Origin of the sequence: Paenibacillus doosanensis (assembly GCF_025060755.1) — a bacterium.
GTDB classification, from domain to species: domain Bacteria; phylum Bacillota; class Bacilli; order Paenibacillales; family NBRC-103111; genus Paenibacillus_S; species Paenibacillus_S doosanensis.
Window position 1 is genome coordinate 73,673 of sequence record NZ_JANYUY010000013.1, and the last position, 19,493, is coordinate 93,165.

At 55.6% G+C, this 19,493-nt stretch carries 12 protein-coding genes; 11 read left to right on the plus strand and 1 reads right to left on the minus strand.

Annotation, left to right across the window (positions count from 1 at the left end; translation table 11 throughout):
* The first annotated feature begins 6 nt into the window (after positions 1–6).
* From N0M98_RS12000 to N0M98_RS12015, 4 genes are all read left to right on the plus strand, one after another.
* A complete protein-coding gene (locus N0M98_RS12000) occupies positions 7–879 on the plus strand; it encodes a carbohydrate ABC transporter permease (protein WP_249861848.1) in 873 nt (290 codons plus the stop codon).
* A gap of 14 nt (positions 880–893) precedes the next feature.
* Complete coding sequence (locus tag N0M98_RS12005) at positions 894–3,134, plus strand: glycosyl hydrolase family 95 catalytic domain-containing protein (protein WP_259617994.1); 2,241 nt, start codon at positions 894–896, stop codon at positions 3,132–3,134.
* 16 nt (positions 3,135–3,150) lie between these two features.
* Entirely contained in the window at positions 3,151–3,789 is a 639-nt protein-coding gene (locus tag N0M98_RS12010) for an SGNH/GDSL hydrolase family protein (protein WP_259617995.1), read from the plus strand.
* Between the two features lie 176 nt (positions 3,790–3,965).
* Positions 3,966–5,510: an FAD-dependent oxidoreductase gene (locus N0M98_RS12015; RefSeq protein WP_259617996.1), complete on the plus strand. Its 1,545-nt coding sequence runs from the start codon at positions 3,966–3,968 to the stop codon at positions 5,508–5,510.
* A 104-nt stretch (positions 5,511–5,614) separates the two neighbouring features.
* On the opposite strand, the gene N0M98_RS12020 is transcribed toward N0M98_RS12015, so the two are convergent.
* Positions 5,615–6,955 carry an ABC transporter substrate-binding protein gene (locus tag N0M98_RS12020; RefSeq protein ID WP_259617997.1) on the minus strand — a complete coding sequence of 447 codons (1,341 nt, stop codon included), beginning with the start codon at positions 6,953–6,955 and terminating at the stop codon, positions 5,615–5,617.
* A 423-nt stretch (positions 6,956–7,378) separates the two neighbouring features.
* Here N0M98_RS12020 and N0M98_RS12025 point away from each other — a divergent pair, with 423 nt between their 5' ends.
* The 7 genes from N0M98_RS12025 to N0M98_RS12055 all read left to right on the plus strand — a co-directional run bounded on the left by N0M98_RS12025 (position 7,379) and on the right by N0M98_RS12055 (position 19,291).
* The gene (locus N0M98_RS12025; RefSeq protein ID WP_259617998.1) at positions 7,379–9,244 is read left to right on the plus strand and encodes a chondroitinase-B domain-containing protein; all 1,866 of its coding nucleotides are present in this window, start codon (positions 7,379–7,381) and stop codon (positions 9,242–9,244) included.
* A 195-nt stretch (positions 9,245–9,439) separates the two neighbouring features.
* On the plus strand, positions 9,440–11,749 hold the full coding sequence (locus N0M98_RS12030; RefSeq protein ID WP_259617999.1) for a glycoside hydrolase family 95 protein: 2,310 nt from the start codon (positions 9,440–9,442) through the stop codon (positions 11,747–11,749).
* Between the two features lie 215 nt (positions 11,750–11,964).
* The gene (locus N0M98_RS12035; RefSeq protein ID WP_259618000.1) at positions 11,965–14,226 is read left to right on the plus strand and encodes a helix-turn-helix domain-containing protein; all 2,262 of its coding nucleotides are present in this window, start codon (positions 11,965–11,967) and stop codon (positions 14,224–14,226) included.
* Positions 14,227–14,378: 152 nt separating this feature from the next.
* Complete coding sequence (locus N0M98_RS12040) at positions 14,379–15,323, plus strand: ABC transporter permease (protein WP_259618001.1); 945 nt, start codon at positions 14,379–14,381, stop codon at positions 15,321–15,323.
* A 7-nt stretch (positions 15,324–15,330) separates the two neighbouring features.
* Positions 15,331–16,191: a carbohydrate ABC transporter permease gene (locus tag N0M98_RS12045; protein ID WP_249861858.1), complete on the plus strand. Its 861-nt coding sequence runs from the start codon at positions 15,331–15,333 to the stop codon at positions 16,189–16,191.
* 47 nt (positions 16,192–16,238) lie between these two features.
* Positions 16,239–17,804, plus strand: a complete 1,566-nt coding sequence (locus N0M98_RS12050; RefSeq protein ID WP_259618002.1) for an extracellular solute-binding protein — start codon at positions 16,239–16,241, stop codon at positions 17,802–17,804.
* Between the two features lie 65 nt (positions 17,805–17,869).
* Entirely contained in the window at positions 17,870–19,291 is a 1,422-nt protein-coding gene (locus N0M98_RS12055; RefSeq protein WP_375295477.1) for an arylsulfatase, read from the plus strand.
* Positions 19,292–19,493: the final 202 nt, after the last annotated feature.

Sequence of the window (19,493 nt, forward strand, 5' to 3'; positions counted from 1 at the left end):
ACTCAAATGAACCGGCCGACATTTTCGGAACGATGCTTTGATTTGGCCAACGGCCTGTTTTTAATACTGATGATGATCGTCACGATTTATCCGCTGATCTATGTAGCTCTAGCCTCGATCAGCGACGCTTCGCAGTTGATGGCGTTTACCGGTCTGCTGTGGAAGCCGCTCGGCTTCTCGCTCGACGCTTACGCGAACGTATTTGCCAACCCGATGATTTTGAAAGGCTACGGCAATACGCTGTTCGTGGTTGTCGTCGGCCTGGCTTTCAATATTTTGTTGACTTCGCTGGGCGCCTATTCGCTGTCCCGCAAAAGCCTGATGTACCGTAAGCCGATTTTGCTGTTTATCGTATTCACGATGTTTTTCAGCGGGGGACTGATTCCTTTTTATTTGACGGTCAAAGGGGTAGGCTTGGCCAATACGTTATGGGCGCTGATTATTCCCCAGGCGATCAACACCTTCAATCTGATTTTGATGAAAACGGCGTTCGAATCGATTCCCGACGCGTTGGAGGAATCCGCCAAAATAGACGGCGCGAACGATTTCGTCATTCTGTTTCGGATCGTGCTGCCGCTATCCATGCCCGTCATTGCCGTGATGCTGCTGTATTACGGCGTGAGCCACTGGAATTCATGGTTCCATGCGCTGATCTTTTTGCAGGACCGGTCGATGTATCCGCTGCAGCTTATTTTACGGGAAATTTTGCTTCAAGGCGAAGCCAACAGCACCGGCGCTTCCGACACGGATATGGTTATGCTGGCGGTTACTTTGAAATATGCGACGATTATTGTAGCTACGGTGCCGATTTTGTGCGTCTATCCGTTCTTGCAAAAATATTTCGTGAAGGGCGCGCTGATCGGAGCCATTAAAGGATAAGGAGAGAGACGGACATGCAGGAAAACGGTACGGAAGGCGTCAAGCTGGATTTCGACTGGGAGACGTTCCTCGCGCCGAACGATATGGAATGGGTCGTCAAGCCCGTCAGCTGGGATGAGGGCGCCTTCATCGGCAACGGCTTGATCGGGGCGATGATCTACGGCGAGGAGAACGCCAGAAAACGGCATGTACTGCGCCTCGTAACGGGAAGAACGGATGTGATGGCATCCAGAACGGACGCGACGGGATTTCCTCCCCGGGTGCCGATCGGCGAGCTGGACTTGGAGCTTGAAGGCATGATTTACCATCCTACCCGTCTGCGGCTCGACTTGTGGAACGCCGAGCTGATAGGGTCGGCGACGACGACGCGGGGAGAAGTCCGGCTGCGCGCTTTCGTCCATAGCGAAGAGAACGTGATGGCCGTCGAAACGGAAGCTTCCGAAGGGGAACGGGCGCATCGCTTCGTGTGGTACGAACGGGCAAATGTCGATCCGGTGCTGATTTACGCCGACGGCGTGAACGTGAATCAGTTTATTCCGGAAGCGGACATCGCCAGGCTGGATAAGGACGGGATCGCGGTATCCGTGCAGAGGTACAAGACGGAGGAGGGCTGCGTAACGGCCTGGAAGGAAGTCCGCTTGTCCGAAGCGAGAAGAGTATGCTACTTGTCGGTTGCGCGGGGCTGCGGCGATGCGGCCGTCCGCGAGGCGGTTCAAGCGGTCGCAAAGGCGGCCGGCGCCGATTACGGGCAATGGCTTCAGGCTCATCGCAGCTGGTGGCATCGCTATTACCGGCAAAGCTTCGTTTCGATTCCCGACGGCCGGCTGGAGAGCTTCTACTGGATTCAAATGTATAAGCTGGCTTCCGCTACCCGGGCGGATAAGCCGCTGATCGATAACCAGGGGCCGTGGCTCGCTCCGACCCCATGGGCGGGAGTATGGTTCAATATGAACGTGCAGATGAGCTATTCTCCGGTGTATACTTCCAATCGGCTGGAGATCGGCGAATCGTTAGTTCGCTCGATCGAAGAGCATCAGGAGCAGCTGATCCGCAATGTCCCCGAGGCATACCGGCACGATTCCGCCGGACTCGGCCGAAGCTGCAGCTTCGATCTCGACAGCAAAGTGGAAGATGAGGTCGGGAATTTGACATGGGTATGCCATAATCTATGGCGGCAATACCGCTACTCCATGGACGATGACATGCTGAGGCGGGTGCTGGTGCCCGTCCTGCGCAGAAGCGTCAATTATTACGCTCATCTGCTGGAAGAGGGCGAGGACGGACGCTGGCATCTGCCCCCGACCGTCTCGCCGGAATACGGCTCGTTTATGAAAACGAGAGTGCGCGACTGCCATTACGATCTGGCGCTCTTGCGCTGGGGCTGCGAAACGCTGCTTGCCGTCAGCGGCCGATTAGGCGAAAGCGATCCGCTGGAGGAGCGCTGGCGCTCCATTCTCGAACGGCTGGTTCCGCTGCCGGCGGACGATAGCGGCTTCATGGTCGGCGAGAATACGCCTCTGGCCTATGGGCATCGCCACTTCAGCCATCTGCTCGCCGTCTTTCCGCTGCATTTGATCGGCTGCGACGACGAAGCGGAGCGGGAGCTGATCGCGCGGTCGCTGGAGCATTGGATCGGGAAGGAAGGCGACCTGCGCGGCTTCAGTCTGACCGGGGCGGCGTCCATTGCCGCCGTGCTCGGCAGAGGAGGCGAGGCGCTCGGTTATCTGCAGGCGCTGCTGCATATCGTGAAGCCGAATACGATGTACAAGGAGGCCGGGCCGGTTATCGAGACGCCGCTCGCCGGAGCCGAATCGCTGCAGGATATGCTGCTGCAAAGCTGGGGCGATACGATTCGGGTATTTCCGGCTGTGCCAGACGAATGGCAAGATGCCGCATTCCACGACCTGCGGGCGGAGGGCGCATTTCTAGTCAGTGCCGTCCGCGAGGGCGGCAGGACGCGGTGGGTCCGGGTGAAGAGCCTCGCCGGAGAGCCGTGCGTGGTGAAGACGGATTGGACGGGAACTGTCATGTGCAAGCTGACCGGTACGGATCGGGAAGCTGCAGCCAACGGCCAGGAAGGCGGCTTCATCCGGCTGCAGCTTCGCCGTGGAGAAGAGGCGCTGCTGTATCCCGAGGGAGAACAACCGGACTTCGTCATCAGGCCGGTATCTGCGGGAGCGGCCGGAAGGCCGATTCGCCCGTTCGGCGGGCACAAGCCGTGGCGCTGGTTCGGATTCCCCCGGCATATCGAATAAGCAGGAGGCGTTCAATGTGGACAGCTGTATCAGGCAAGGCGATATCGTATTGTTTCAAGGGGACAGCATTACTGATTCCAGTAGAAATCGCGACGATCCTTCCGATCTCGGCAAAGGCTATGCGAGCATGATCGCCGGATTGTACGGCGCGGCATTGCCGCAGCGGCAGGCCGCTTTCCTGAACCGCGGCATCAACGGCAACCGCGTCAAGGATTTAGAGGCGCGGTGGCGGCAGGATTGCTTGGAGCTTAAGCCGGACGTCGTTTCGATCTATATCGGCATCAACGACTGCTGGAGACGGTACGACCGGAATGATCCGACCCCGGTCGAAGTATTCGAAGCGGGCTACCGGAAGCTGCTTGTCCGCACGAAGGAAGAGCTGGGGGCGCGGGTGATCCTGATGGAACCGTTCGTGCTTCCGGTTTCGGAAGACCGCAGGGCGTGGCGCGACGATCTGGACCCGAAAATTCAAGTCGTCCGGGAGCTGGCCCGCGAATTCGGCGCGCTGCTCGTCCCGCTCGACGGTCTGTTCGCGCAAGCTTCGGTCACGGCTCCGTCCGCCTTCTGGGCGCCGGACGGGGTGCATCCGTCGCCGGCAGGGCATGCGCTGATTGCGAAGGCGTGGCTGAAGACGGCCGGCGCGATGGTTTGGTAAAGCGATGTAAACGCGAATCCCCTTGCATGGTTCGGATTGAAATCCGGCCTGCAGGGGGATTTTTCATTGTTTAGGAAACAGAGCAACGCGTCACTTTTGGGGGATTTGTTGTTGTATAGAATCGGCCTGGAAAGGAAAACCTATGCAAAAAATTGAAGCTAAGGGGCAAATGCACAATGACTTTGCAAAGTGAGCCGGCTGCCGTCAGCATGCCGCAATTTCCCGATTCCTACTGGCTTCGCTCGACGCCGATTCCGCAATTTCCCAAGCTGCTCGCCAATCTTGAGACCGACGTCGTCGTCATCGGCGGCGGAATTACCGGCATAGCCACCGCTTATTTGCTTGCGAAGCAGGGCGTGAAGGTGATCGTTCTGAACGCAGGGCGCATCCTGGAAGGAACGACAGGCTCGACGACGGCCAAAGTGACGGCCCAGCACGATCTCATCTACGATGAATTCATCGCCCATTTCGGGGAAGAGAAGACTCGTTTATATTACGAAGCGAATGATGAAGCTCTTACATGGATCAAGGCGACGGCCGCCGAGCTGGGCGTCGACTGCCAATTAAGCGAAGAGGACGCGTACGTCTATACGAGCCGCGACGATTACGTTCAGAAAATCCAGAATGAGTACAAAGCCTACGAGAAGCTCGGCATCCCGGGCGCTTATACCGATACCACGCCGCTGCCTTATGAAACGAAAGCGGCCGTCATCATGAAGCGTCAGGCTCGCTTCAATCCGGTTCCGTTTCTGGCCCGGCTCGCGGAGGAGATTATTCGGCTGGGAGGGCAAATTTTCGAGCAAACGACGGTGGTAGGCTCCACCTTGGAGACGCGGCCGATCGTAAGGACGAAGCAAGGGCCGCAAATTACATGCAGCCATGTCGTCAGCGCCTCCCATTTTCCGTATCGCGATTTGAAGGGGCTTTATTTCGCCCGGCTGCATGCGGAGCGGTCGTATGTGCTCGCCGTCCGGACGAAGCAGCCGTATCCCGGCGGGATGTACATCAGCGCCGAGGAGCCGAAGCGGTCTCTGCGCCCGCTGCTTATCGACGGCGAGCCGGCGGTGCTGCTGGGCGGCGAAGGGCATAAGGCGGGACAAGGCATATGCACGTTCCAATATTACGAGCATTTGCAGCAGTTCGGCGAAGAGACGTTCGGGCTTCGTGACATATTGTACCGCTGGTCCGCCCAAGATCTGTACACGCTCGACAACATGCCGTATATCGGTCAAGCGTGGCCCGACGTTCAGAACCATCTGATCGCCACCGGCTTCCGCAAATGGGGTATGACAAGCGGCATCGCTGCGGCGATGCTGAATACGAAGCTGATTACGGGCGAGAAGAGCCCTTACGAGGAAGTATTTACTCCGCGCCGATTTCATGCCGATCCGAGCATTAAGACGTTCATCAAGCAAAATGCGGACGTGGCGATGCATTTTTTGACCGGCCAGCTGGAGACGCCGCACAAAGAACCGGAAGATTTGTCGCCGGATGAAGGCGCCCTCGTTCAGGTGAACGGCAAAAAAGCCGGAGCCTACCGGGATGCCGCCGGAAAGCTGCATGTCGTCGATACGACCTGCACGCATATGGGCTGCGAAGTGGAGTGGAACGAAGCGGAGCGGACATGGGATTGCCCTTGCCACGGCTCGCGGTATTCGTACAACGGCGATGTCATCGAAGGGCCGGCCAAGGAGGCGCTTGCGCAGGTCGAGCTGACATAGCCTGATAGTACAATTCCCCTGTTCCGGCGCAAATCGGCGCAACGCCGCCGGAGCAGGGGAACTCTTGCATGAAACGGGGACGCCGGACCCAAGATTAATGCCCGTTATTGCTGCCGTATTTTCGCCTGCACAATGGCATTAATCTGTTCATCCGCATCGCGCAGGGCCGAATTGATGTCTTTTTCCTTTCTGAGTACGCTTTCATAAGCGTCCAGAATAACTTTGTTCGTATCGCTGCCCTGATATTTGGAAATCCGCGGGACGGACGGCTTCAAGCGGGTCATGCTGCTTAAGTTGTACGTCTTGCCGGCGAATTCCGGAATGCCCTTGCCGAACGCTTCCTTCACCTTCTCGCTGGATAAGACGGACATCTTCCCGTTCTGGGCCAGCTGCAGCTGAACTTCGTCGGATAATGCGGTCTCAATGACCAGGAAGGCGGCTTGTTTGTTTTTGCTCTGGGCGGTGATCGACATATTCGGAGTATCTACGTTGGTGCTGTATCCCATGTTATCCTTGTGCTGCGGATAAGTAACGACGTCCCAGTTCATATCCGGCGCGCTCTTAAGCGCATTGACTGTGCTGCTGTATCCGGTAATCATCGCCAGCCGGCCCTCGACGAACGCCTTCTGATTTTCGCCGAAATTCATTGTATTATAAGGAGCGTCGGAGTTGCCGGGATAGTTGTAGATGCTTTCCCATAGATCGAACGCTTTTTTCCAAGGGTCCGTCGTTATGGTCGCCTTATTGTCCTTGTCCAGCTGATACAGCGTAATCTGATTGACCATCCGGTTCACGTTGTCCGGGAACAGCCCGCGATATTGGACGCCGTCGTAATTTCTCGTCATCTTCTTCCCGAGATCCCCGATTTCCTCCCAGGTCATCCCGTCCTTCGGATAAGGCACGGCGAATTTATCGAACAAGGTTTTATTGTAAAACAAACCGAATGCATTGTTGTACACGGGCAAGCCGCCCAAATCGTTGCTGCCGCCGTTGACTCTGATGTAATCGATCATCTCGGGAATAATCCGGTTCACATCGAATTTGTTCTGCTTGATCAGCGGTTCCATATTATAGAAAAGCTGCAGCTCGATCAGCGCTTTGATGGTGGACCCGTAACCGACGACGATATCCGGAATGTTGCCGGCAGCGATGATCTCGTTGAGCGAGGAGCCTTTTTCCGAGGTATTGATGTACTCCACGTTAATATTCGGGTACTTTTTGGCGACCGGATCGACTATGTACTGCTTGAATTCGGCTTCGTTAAAAATCCCTTGGCTGGTCGCCAGTTTAACGGTTACAGGCTCGTTAACGGCTGACGGAGTCTCAGCTTCCTCAACCTTGCCGGCGCCCCCGCCCCCGCCCGGATCTCCCATGCAGCCGGATAAGACGGCCGATGCGGCAATAAGGACCGCAAGCGACGGCTTCCATCCGTAATATTTCTTCAATACGCACACCCCCTGAATAATTTGTGAACGATTCCAATTTATTTATAAAGGAATCGGCTTTAGAAAGAAATCATCAAAATGTGAAATGATCATCAAAATGGAAACTGAGGATAAAAAAGGATTAGATGGCGGCTCGGGCCGCCGCGTCCGCCAGCTGCGGAATAGGGGGGATGTCTTCTTGCGGAGGCTGCTGATACCATAGGGGCCAAACTCCGATTTTTCAGGTTTTAGTTGCGATTTTTAAGTGCCATTTTATGTTTTGATGATTTATTTTTGGGAGAAAAGCCCTTATAAATGAATTGAGTGCGCACTCGAACCGATATGAAACCGCTTTATTTTTCGTCGAGAGGAGAGGGAAGCCAACAGTCCGGCAATAAAATTGTTTTGAAAAAAAACATCATTTATGTGAAGGATGTGCGGCTAATGAAAAATTGTAAAAACGCATTTGCGGCGTTCTTGTGCCTGCTTCTTGTGTTCGCTATGCTGCCCGGGATCGGGAACGCGGCCGACATCAAGCTGACGGTGCCCGCTTCCGGAGTAACCGCCAGCGCCGACGACGGCAACGTTCCGGCCAACGTCGTCGACGGAAGCTTGGCGACCCGCTGGTCGGCGAGCGGCGACGGCCAATGGATTCAGCTCGATTTGGGAGCAGCCAAACAAGTCTCGTACATTAAGATGGCTTTTCAAAGCGGATCGACGCGTACGTTTACTTTCGATATTCAAACTTCGGCGAACGGCAGCGCGTTTACGACGGCGCAGAGCGGCGTCGTCAGCAGCTTGAACGACTCGCTGCAAACGTTCGATTTTCCCGATGTCAGCGGCGTGCGCTATGTCCGCATTGTCGGCCATTGCAATTCCGTCAGTTTGTGGAATAGCTACACGGAGATCGAAATTTACGGCAGCGAACCGTCCGGCGTGGTGAACGTATCTACCTCCGCGCAGCTGCAGGATGCGATTAATCACGCGTCCGCCGGAACGACCATCGTGCTTGCGAACGGAACCTATACGCAAAGCAGCGCCTTCGTCGTCAGCGGCAAGAACGGTACCTCCGGCAGCCCGATTACAATCAAAGCGGCGAATCAAGGCCAGGCGATCATCTCGGGAGGCGCGGCTCTGCAAATTTCCAATTCGTCCTACGTAACCGTAGAGGGCCTGAAGTTTACGAACAGCGGCAAAACCGCCGTACTGCTGGACGGCTCCAATCATATCCGGATTACCCGGAACAAGTTCGCGCTGGCGGCTACGGGGGGCGATTTGATCTGGCTTCAAGTCAGCGGCGCTAACAGCAATCATAACCAAATCGACCGCAACGACTTCGGGAACAAGACCGATACCGCTCCGCTTATCGCTTATCAGGGGGACGGGAACGGCCATATATCGCAGTATGACGTCATTGAATACAACTATTTTCACGACGTAGGTCCTTGGGTCGACAACGGTAAGGAAACGATTCGCCTCGGGCTGTCGGGCATTTCCCTCTCGGACGGCTTCAACACAATTCAATACAATTTATTCGAGAACACCGACGGCGAGCCGGAGATCGTCTCCGTCAAAAGCAGCAATAATACCGTCCGGTACAATACGTTCAAAACGTCCCAAGGCGGGGTTACTTCCAGACACGGCCATTTTAACAGCTTCTACGGAAACTTCTTCCTCGGCGACGGGACGGAGCCGAAAGAAGACGGCATCCGGATTTACGGCAACGACCATAAAATTTATAACAACTATATGGAGAAGCTGACAGGGAAAGCGATTTTGCTTGACAGCGGCGATTATGACGGAGGATCGAGCGGTCACCCGTCGAATCCTTCCTCGAGCGATTTGGCGGCGCAGTGGAAAATTTACCGCGCGCAAGTAGTCAATAACACGATTGTCGACAGCGCTACGGGCATTATCGTCGGCTCCGGTAAAACGTACGCTCCCCAGGACAGCAGAGTAGCGAATAACATCGTGCGAAATTCGGGCGGAACGCTCTACAATGAGGCGGCTGCGACGAATACGGTGTTTGAAGGCAATATCGGCTACGGCAGCACGCTGAACAATAAGTCGCGGACATCGGCCGAAATTTGGAACACCAACCCGCTGTTTACGACGGTCAACGGATTGCAGAAGCTGTCTTCCAGCAGCCCGGCGATCGATTATGCGAAAGGAACGTATTCATTCGTTACGACGGATATGGACGGGGAAACTCGTTCCGTCAATGATACGGGAGCGGACGAACGCTCAAGCGCAACCACGTTCGTTAATCATCCGCTAACCGCTTCGGAGGTGGGACCGGGCGCACCGTAAGGCTAACCACGGGCATGCTGCTCTTTTGGCAGCATGCCTGTCTTGCCGTCGTAACGGCAATATGCGAGAGGGGCGGCATACGGCAGCGCCGATACGGCTCCAAATGCCATAACCGGAGGGATGCCGGGGAGAGAAACCCCGCTTTCTTACGCCGGACCCATGTAAACGAACAACGGAAGAAAATGGGGGATTACGATGTTATCTACAGAACGTAAGCAAGAAACGGTATTGCATTATCTGAAGCCGGCTGCCAAATGGCTGCAGGCTCTCCCGGTAGGGAGCGGGCGGATCGGGGCTATGGTGCACGGAGAAATCAACCGTGAAGTCATTCAGCTGAATGAAGATACCGTCTGGGCGCGGGGACCGGTAAATCGCAATAATCCGGATTCTTTGGCCGCGATGGAGGAGATCCGGCGGCTGTTGTCGGAAGGCAGGCTGGAAGAAGCTCATGACCTGGCCGATATGGGAATGATGGGCGTGTCGCGGCGTCAGCCGCCGTACCAAACGTTGGGCGAGCTGAATCTGTTTTTTCCCGGTCATCGGGGCAGCGATGCCGCGGAGTATCGCCGGGAGCTTGATTTGGAAACCGGCATCGTCAAGATCAGTTACCGTTTGGGAGACACCGTCTACACCCGGGAGATATTCGCCAGCGCGGCCGATCAGGCATTGATCGTGAGGCTGACGGCGGACCGGCCGAACCGGCTCCGCTTCGGAGCCAATTTGTCCCGCAAGTTCGACTCCGTAACGGAAATGAAAGGAACGGATACGGTTAGCCTGGACGGTCAATGCGGAGCTTGGGGCACCCGGTTTCACGTGATGCTGAAAGCGATAGCGGAGGGAGGGACCAGCCGCTCGCTGGGCGATCATCTCGTCGTGGAAGGGGCGGATGCCGCTACTTTGGTGCTGACGGTGTCCACCGATTTCCGCTATCCGGATTACCGGGAGCGCTGTCGTGAGGAGCTGATTCAAGCGGCAGGCGTTCCGTACGCTCGCTTAAGGGAGCGGCATACGGACGAATACCGTCCTTGGTTCGACCGGATGCGGCTGTCGCTTTCCGCCGGGACGGAGGCGGACGATGAGCTTCGCCGTCTTCCGACCGATGAGCGGCTCGCCCGCGTGAAAAACGGCGAGGCAGACATCGGGCTCATCGAGCTTTACTTTCATTTCGGCCGATACCTGCTGATTGCCAGCAGCCGTCCCGGCACGATTGCGGCGAATTTGCAGGGGATCTGGAACGACAGCTACGTCCCTTCCTGGGACTCGAAATATACGATTAACATCAACATTCAAATGAACTATTGGCCTGCGGAAGTATGCAATTTGGCCGAGCTGCACGTCCCGCTGTTCGACCGTTTGAATGCGATGCTGCCTAACGGGCGCGAGACGGCGCGCATCCAGTACGGCGCGCGAGGCTTTATGTGCCATCATAATACCGACTTGTGGGGAGATACCGCGCCGACCGATTTTGCGCGGGCAGGGCTATGGCAGATGGGTGCGGCCTGGCTGTGCTATCATTTGTGGGAGCATTACCAGTACAGCCAGGATCGGGCGTTTTTGGCCGAGCGGGCGTATCCATTAATGAAAGAAGCCGGGTTATTCGTATTGGATTTTCTGCTGGAGGATGACGAAGGGCGGCTGCATATCGGACCGACCGTATCGCCGGAGAACAGCTATCGGCTGCCGAACGGTCAGTTCGGAAGAATATGCATGGACCCCGCGATGGATGTCCAGATCGCCAGGGGCTTGTTCGAGCGCTGCGCCGCCGCCGCGGATATTCTTCAGGCGGACGAAGAGCTGCGGAGCGAATGGCGGGCGGCGGGCGGCAAGCTGCCGGAACCGAAGATCGGCCGCTTCGGACAATTGCAGGAATGGGACGAGGATTATGAGGAAGCCGATCCCGGCCATCGCCATGTGTCGCATCTGTTCGGCGTATTTCCGGATCATCAGCTGCTGCGCGACGAGCGGTGGTCCCGCGCGGCCAGGAGCTCTCTGGAGAGGCGGCTGGAATACGGCGGAGGCGGGACAGGCTGGAGTCTGGCGTGGATCGTCAGTCTCTGGGCGCGCTTGCTCGAAGGCGACAAGGCGAATGAGATGCTGGAGAAGCTGCTGCGCGTGAGCACCGCGGACAATTTGCTGGATTTGCATCCGCCGCAAATATTTCAAATCGACGGCAACCTGGGCGCCGTCGCAGGCATCGCGGAGCTGCTGCTGCAGTCGCATGAAGGCGCCGTCCGATTGCTTCCGGCGCTGCCCTCTTCCTGGCCGGAGGGCCATGCGAAGGGGCTGCGCGCCCGGGGCGGCTTTGAGGTTTCCTTGCAGTGGCAGGCCGGAAGTCTTAAGCAGGCGGAGATCGTATCGCAGTCGGGCTCCGTCTGCAAGCTGATCGCCCCTGCGCGGCTAGAGCTGGAGATTAGGCACGGCGGCATTGCCATAGCGTCGACCGTCTCGGGCGAAGCCGAATTTCCGACCGTGCCGGGCGCCGTTTATGAAATTAGCGTGCGCTAATCTCGGCTACGCCGGCTATAGTCTTTCACTTCATTCGGTAACCCCCGTCAATAACGTATAATCGATAACCGTCCGCCGTCCGAAACTTTTCGGGCGGTTTTTTCTGCTCGTAAGCAGGGGAGGAATCTGAATTTTACCGAAATATCCCAGGAGCGTCTGGACAATTGGTTTTAAGAGCGATACGCTAGAGGAAGACGCAAGGAGGGATTGGATGTATGAGGCTTTCAAGGGGGATCTTTCGTAAAAACGTATTTCGCAAACATCTCGCGCTGTTCCTGATTACGATTCTTGTTCCTACCTGCTTATTTCTAGGCGTATATATGTACGGTTATGCCAATAATGTTAAGGAATCGATCGTAAGCGCTTCCAACAATGACATGGACCGGGTTTCAAGAAATTTGGACATATTTTTCGAAAATACGGACCGGATCGCGCTGCAAGCCTCGCTCAACCCCTCTATCGTGGAAATGCTGAACCGTCCGTTTGAGAAATCGGCCTATGATTTTTTCGTTGTCAAGGAGCTGCTGAGGGGATGGACTTCGTACAATTCTTTATTTCAATCGGTGTATATTCACATTTTGCAAAATAACAAAGTGCTGACCACCAATGAAGGCTTGTACAGCCTAAACGATTTTTACGATGCGGCCTTTATTCATGAGATGGACCGTCTCGGGCGAAGCCGTTACGCCGTATGGACCGGAGTTCGAAGATTTCACGAGAGCACGGGGGTAAATACGGTCGATTCGGACGTTCTCACTTTCGTAAGAATCGTTCCCGTCACGGAGCAAACGCCGCTCGGCGTCCTATACATCAATTTCAACAAGGATGTTTTTTTGCAAACGATTGAGCATTTGTCGCCGGATAGCTTGGGGAATATTGTCGTCATCGACCCTCAAAACCGGCTTGCCTCGGGACCCGTAGACGGTCTGGACGCCGAAGCGGTCGCGCGCGAGCTGCAGCCCGGTCAAACGCGAACGGATGTCCTCGGACACGGCCCGAACAAATATTTCATTACGGCCAGCAAGAGCGCGGTTAACGGTTGGACGCTGCTTAATCTTACGCCCTACGAAGCGTACAGCGGGCAAATGTCGCATATTTTGCTGAAAGTCTCAGGCATCTTCGCAGCCGTGCTTGCGCTCGGAATCGGACTGGCTTATTTGTTCGCATCCATCCTCTACGGCCCTTGGAGACGGGTGGAAGAGCGGCTGCAGGGCTATGTGCTGAAAACATTCGAAGCCTCCAAAGGCGATGTGTATGCGGTCGTCGATCATGCGATTCATAATCTGATCGATACGATCCGCCATAACGAGCCGGTGCTGCGGGATCATCTGGTGCGCGATCTGTTCCACTATCCGCATCCGCAGGACGATCGGACGCTGCGGGACCGGTTCGCCGAATGGGGCGTGCCTTTCGAGCATCCGTATTTTATCGTTATTGTCATCTCCGGGGAGCTGAGGATCGCCGACAGGGAGAACGAATCCAGGTATAATCTGGTTTTGTACAGCTTGGCCGAGGAACTGCTCAATACCCGATTTCAGGCGGCGGGCAGCGTGCTCGGTAAAGTCCAATTCGCGTTTTTGCTTAACACGGAACGCAGCGAGCTTCAGGAGGAGACGATTCATGATCTGGAGGCCTGCTGTCAAGATATCGTCACGAAGGCGAGGGAGCATCTCGATGTTTCGATGCATTTTTGCATCGGAGGCGTCAGACCTCTTCATCGCGTGCACGAGGCTTACGAGCAGGCAAGGCGGGTTATGGCTTACAAAGCTTTTCTGTCGCATTCCGGCATCTTTTATGCGAATGAATGGAACGAGCCTCAGCAGTTCGAATATCCGGCTTCTTACCAGAAGCTTCTGCTCAATACGCTAATGACCGGAAACCGGGAGCAGGCGGAGGAGCTTATATCCGATTTGTTTCACCGTTACATTCATAACAGCCGGTATCCGCTTCCCAAGCTGCAGCAGATGCTCGTTATGCTGATGAGCCATATCATGAGCTCGCTTGCTCAAGAAGGGTATGACATCGGTCCGCTGGTCGACGAAGCGGGGCTGCTGAACCTGCAAACCAGCGGCAACAGTCTCGAGCTGCAGGCGTTTATCAGCAATCAGCTGAAATCGGTGATGGATTATTTGGAAGCGGTGCGCGAACAGCGTCAGATCAGCCCTTATATCCGTCAGGCTTTGACCTATATCGAAGGGAAATACAAGGAGAATATTTCGATCTCCGACATTGCGGCGGCGATCGGCATCAGCAGCGGGCATTTGAGCCGGCTCTTCAAGGCCGAGGTGGGCAAGTCTCCGCTCGAATATTTGACCGAGTACCGGCTGGAGCAGGGCAAGCAGCTGCTCGTCGATTCCGCGCAATCGCTGAATCAAATCAGCGAAGCGATCGGCTACAACGATGTCCATACGTTCATCCGCTTTTTTAAGAAATATGAAGGTACGACCCCGGGAGAATACCGGAAACAGTGGATGTAGCCTTTTTGATGCGCCATGTTGAGTTTATGATAATCCGCGATACCGCGCTATTTTCTCCATCCGGATCAAAGAGTGGACATTTACGGCAGCCCCGTGCCCCGGTGTATGATGGAGCCGTAAACACATCATCTGACGTAAAGGAGGAAATGGCTATGCATCATACCGCCGTTATGCGCGAATCGAAGCGGAACCTAACTCGTCTTCTGTTTCGCCATAACTGGAATGAGCTCCGCAAGCACAAATATTATTTCGTGCTGCTTTTGCCGGGGCTTCTTTATTTTCTGTTATTTCATTATTGGCCGATGGCCGGAGTTGCAATCGCTTTCAAGGATTTTCGGCTGCTGGACGGCATGATGGGCAGCCCTTGGGCGGGGCTGAAATGGTTTCGGATTTTGCTGGATTCTCCGGATTTTTGGATCGCGTTGAAAAATACGGCCGTTATCAGCTTGTACAAACTGCTGTTCAATTTTCCGGCGCCGGTCGTGCTCGCCCTGCTGCTGAACGAGGTATACCGGGCCGCTTTCAAGCGGGTTGTTCAGACGATCGTCTATTTCCCGCATTTTTTATCCTGGGTCATTCTCGGCGGCATTCTGGTCTCCTTATTTTCGAACAATACGGGAGTAACCGCGATGATCGGGCTGGCGACATCGCCTCTTATGGACCCGGCCAAGTTTCGCGGGCTTCTGGTTCTAACGGAAATGTGGAAGGAAATCGGTTGGGGAACGATCATTTATTTGGCGGCCATTTCCGGCATTAATCCGGAGCTCTATGAAGCGGCGCGAATGGACGGCGCAAACCGGTATCAGCTTATACGACATATTACGATCCCGTCCATTGCGAGTACGATCGTCATTATGCTTATCCTAAGAACCGGGCAAATTTTACATGTCGGCTTCGACCAAATCTACGTGCTTTACAACCCGCTTGTATTTGATGTGGCGGATGTGCTGGATACCTACGTGTATCGGGTAGGCATTACGATGGGACGCTATTCGTTCGCGACGGCGGCAGGCTTGTTCCAATCGCTGGTCGGCTTATTGCTGCTGCTGCTGACGAATTCGGCGGCCAAAAAAATGGGGGAACGCGGAATATGGTGAGATGCTTATGAAAAAAAGCGCTGCATCCAGATTATTCGATTCGGGAAATGCGGCATTCCTCTCGCTGCTTAGCGTAATTTCGATTTATCCGTTATGGCGGGAAATTTCGTTATCGCTCAGTTCACGCGATGAGGCGATGCGGGGCGGATTGTTTCTGTGGCCGCGGGAATTTACTTGGAGCGCTTATTCCCATATTATGGATTCGGGCTTTATCGGGCTTGCCTACACGAATACGATCTTTATTACAGCCGTCGGCACGGCGCTGCATTTACTCGTCACCTCGAGCGCCGCCTATGCGCTTGCCAAACGGACGCTGCCGTGGAAAAACGCCTTTCTCTTGCTAATCGTCTTCACGATGATATTTAGCGGCGGCTTGATCCCAACTTATATGGCGGTCAAACAATTGGGCCTAGTAAACTCGCTGTGGGCGATCATCGCGCTAAATCTGTCATCCGGCTTCAACCTGATCATCATGCTGAATTTTATCCGGGCGATTCCGGAGGAAATGGAAGAGTCGGCCATGATCGACGGGGCGAACCCGATCCGGATCTACGCCTCGATCATACTGCCGCTTTGCAAGCCGGTGCTGGCCACATTGGCCTTATGGGTCGCCGTTTCGCTGTGGAACAATTTCTTTCAAGCGATCATTTATTTGAACGATCAGTCGCTTACGACCTTGCCGCTCCTGCTTAGACAAATCGTCGCCGGACAGGAGATCGCTCAGCAGCTGGGCCAGCTCGACGATACGACGACGGAATCGGTCATTGCCGCGACGATCGTCGTGTCCATCCTGCCTATTGTGGCCGTCTATCCGTTTCTGCAGCGTTATTTTACGAAAGGCGTTATGCTGGGCTCGGTAAAATCGTGAAGCGTCAAGGACATTTTCAAATCGTACGATATAAGGGAGGTCTTTCGATGAAACGACAAAAACGGCTGTTGGCCGTTACCGGTATTACTGTATTGGCATTGGCGCTGGCCGCGTGCAGCGGCAAAGACGCCGCTACGGCTCCCGCCGACTCGGCCCCCGATAAGGGGGACAAACCGGTTACGCTGCAATTTTTGCGCAACGGAGGCTTTCCGGAGTTTCCGGCCGACGGCGGCGAAGCCAGGCAGGTGATTCTGGAGGCGCTGGGCAAGTCCGGAATCAAAGGGATCGACTACAAGGTGACGATCGCGGCGGGAGACGAGTATACGACCAAGCTGAACCTGCTCGCTTCTTCAGGCGAGCTGCCCGACTATTTCGATATCGATGCGAAGACGTTATCCCGGTTCATTGAGCAGGGACTCGTGAAGCCGATCGACGAGTATTTGAAACAAACGCCCAACTTGGTCAAATCGATTCCGAAGCCGTATTGGGATCAGGTGACTTACGACGGCAAAATTTACGCCGTACCGAACGGCACACGTCCGGAAGCGTTCAATACGCCGAGCGTGACCTCCATTCTCGTCCGGCAGGATTGGCTCGACAATTTGAATCTGAAGCAGCCGACGACGATCGGCGAGCTGCATGATGTCCTGAAAGCGTTCGTCACGCAGGACCCGGATAAGAACGGCAAAAACGACACGGTCGGTTTCGGAGCAACGAAGACGATCCAGACGAACCAGGCGCTTTTGACGCAGTTCCGGTCGATCTTCGGGGCATTCGGCATTGCGCCGACCCATTGGATGGAGAGCGGCGGCCAAATCAAAAAGGGCATGGTGCTGCCGGAGACGAAGCAAGCGCTTGCCGTTCTGCAACAGTGGTATAAGGAGGGGGTGATCGACCCCGACTTTCCGGTGATGGAGAGAAAGCAGCTGGAGGAGAAAATCGTCGGTTCCAAGGTAGGCGTATGGGAAGACGACGGGTATTTGGTTAACCCGCAGGCGAATCCGGTTGCCGGCTCGCTGGTTAAGGCGACGCCGTCAGCCAAGCTGTCGCTGATCGCGCCGCCCAAAGGACCGGACGGAAAGCAGGGCTTCCCGGAGACGAACGCGGCTGCGTCGGCTCCGCTTCGGGCGATGTCCGCCAAGGCGCAAAATCCGGAGAAGCTGTTCCAATTTCTTGAATGGATGGCTTCGGATACGGAGAACGGCGGTTTCAACTATGTCACTTACGGGATCGAGGGCAAAGACTTTACCTTCGACAAGGCGAGCAATACGATTACGCAAACGGTCAGCTATGCCGATCTGTACAAGCGGGGCTACTCCAATCCGATTCGGATGGTATTTATTATCGACAGGCGCTGGACGACGCCGGAGGTGCGCTCGGCGCTTGAACTGGCCGGCAAATATGTGATCCCGAACCAGCTTTGGCGAACGGTGCAGGCGGAGCTCGATTATCCGGACCTTGAAGCGAAGCTGTGGCCGGAATACCTGATCAAGATCATTACGGGCGTATGGCCGGTAGAAAAGTATGACGAGTTCGTGCAAAAGTATTATCAACAGGGCGGGCAGCAGATCGAGAAGCAGGCGAACGAAGAGTGGAAAAAGCTGAAAAAATAAACGGAGAGGGGATCGTTACATTGCAGCAGCGGCGACCTAATATTTTGCTGATAACCGTCGATCAGATGCGTTGGGACTGCCTGAGCGTTATGGGGCATCCGGTCGTGGAGACTCCGAACCTGGATAGTATGGCCCGTTCCGGTGTATTGTTTCGCAGCGCCTATTCGGCGACGCCGACCTGCGTCCCGGCCCGGGCGGCTATCTTCACCGGTATGAGTCAGCGCTCGCACGGACGGGTCGGTTATCAGGACGGCGTTCCGTGGAAATACGAGCATACGCTTCCCGGCGAGCTTGCGAAGGCCGGGTACCACACGCAATGCGTCGGCAAGATGCATGTGTATCCGACCCGCAGCTTGTGCGGCTTCCATCATGTGGCGCTTCATGACGGGTATTTTCATTACTACCGCGACAAGCATATTACGACGACGAACCGGCATTTTGACGAATGCGACGATTATTTGCGGTGGCTTCGCGAATCGGCGGGAATGGGCCGCGATATTACCGAGCTCGGCCTCGATTGCAACGCTTCTACGGTCGGCAGGCCGTGGCATCTGCCCGAGCATCTTCATCCGACGAATTGGGCGGTAACTGAGTCGATCGACTTTTTGCGGCGGAGGGACCCCGGCATGCCGTTCTTTCTATGGACATCCTTCGTACGCCCGCATTCGCCGCTCGATCCGCCGCAAGCTTACTTCGATATGTATAAAGATGCCGACATGCCGGAGCCTCCTGTAGGGGATTGGGTAAGTCCGGAAATGGAGGCGGGAGGCTCCAGCGATCCGACGACGATCTTCGGCGTCGTTTCCCGGCGCAGATTGAACCGTGCGCGCGCAGCCTACTACGGCTTGATCACGCATATTGACGATCAGATCGGGAGGCTCGTTAACGCGCTTCAGGAATACGGAGTGCTTCGCGATACGCTAATCGTGTTTACATCGGATCACGGGGACATGCTCGGCGATCATCATTTCTTCCGCAAAGCGCTTCCTTATGAGGGAAGCGCGAAAATTCCGTTTATTGTGTACGATCCGGGGGGCAGTCTGGGCCTGCGCCAAGGCGGGCAGGTCGACGAGGTGATCGAGCTGCGCGATCTGATGCCGACGATGCTGGACGCCGCCGGCGCGCCCGTTCCGCAATCCGTCGACGGGAGCAGCGTGCTGCCTCTCTGTCGCGGGGAAGCGGCGCCATGGCGGGAATACATCCATGGGGAGCATGCATTCGGGAGTTTGTCCAACCATTATGTAACGGACGGGCGCGAGAAATATATTTGGTACTCCCAGACCGGCGAGGAGCAGCTGTTCGATTTGCGCAGCGATGCGCAGGAGACCGTTAATTTGGCTGCCCGGCCTGAAGGCGAGGAGCGGGTTGGCATTTGGAGGGAACGTCTCGTCGCAGAGCTTGAGGGCCGCGAGGAAGGATACGTCGAACAAGGGAAGCTTGCTGCAGGCCGTACGCCGCGGGCTTGCTTAAGCCATATTTTGCAATAAGGCGATAGACTTGACTAAACGGGCTGCCCCCTTCGCGGGCTGCCTGTTTTTTGACCTCAGCGGAAGCCATCTCTGAACACAGCTTGGACATCTGTGAAAGGACGTCCAGCGGCGTTTTTCTCAAAGCTCACCGGGGATTTGGATTTGGCTTGGCTGCGAGCTTGGCGCGCCTTTATGCATGATAACGGCGGCGCGGACAAAT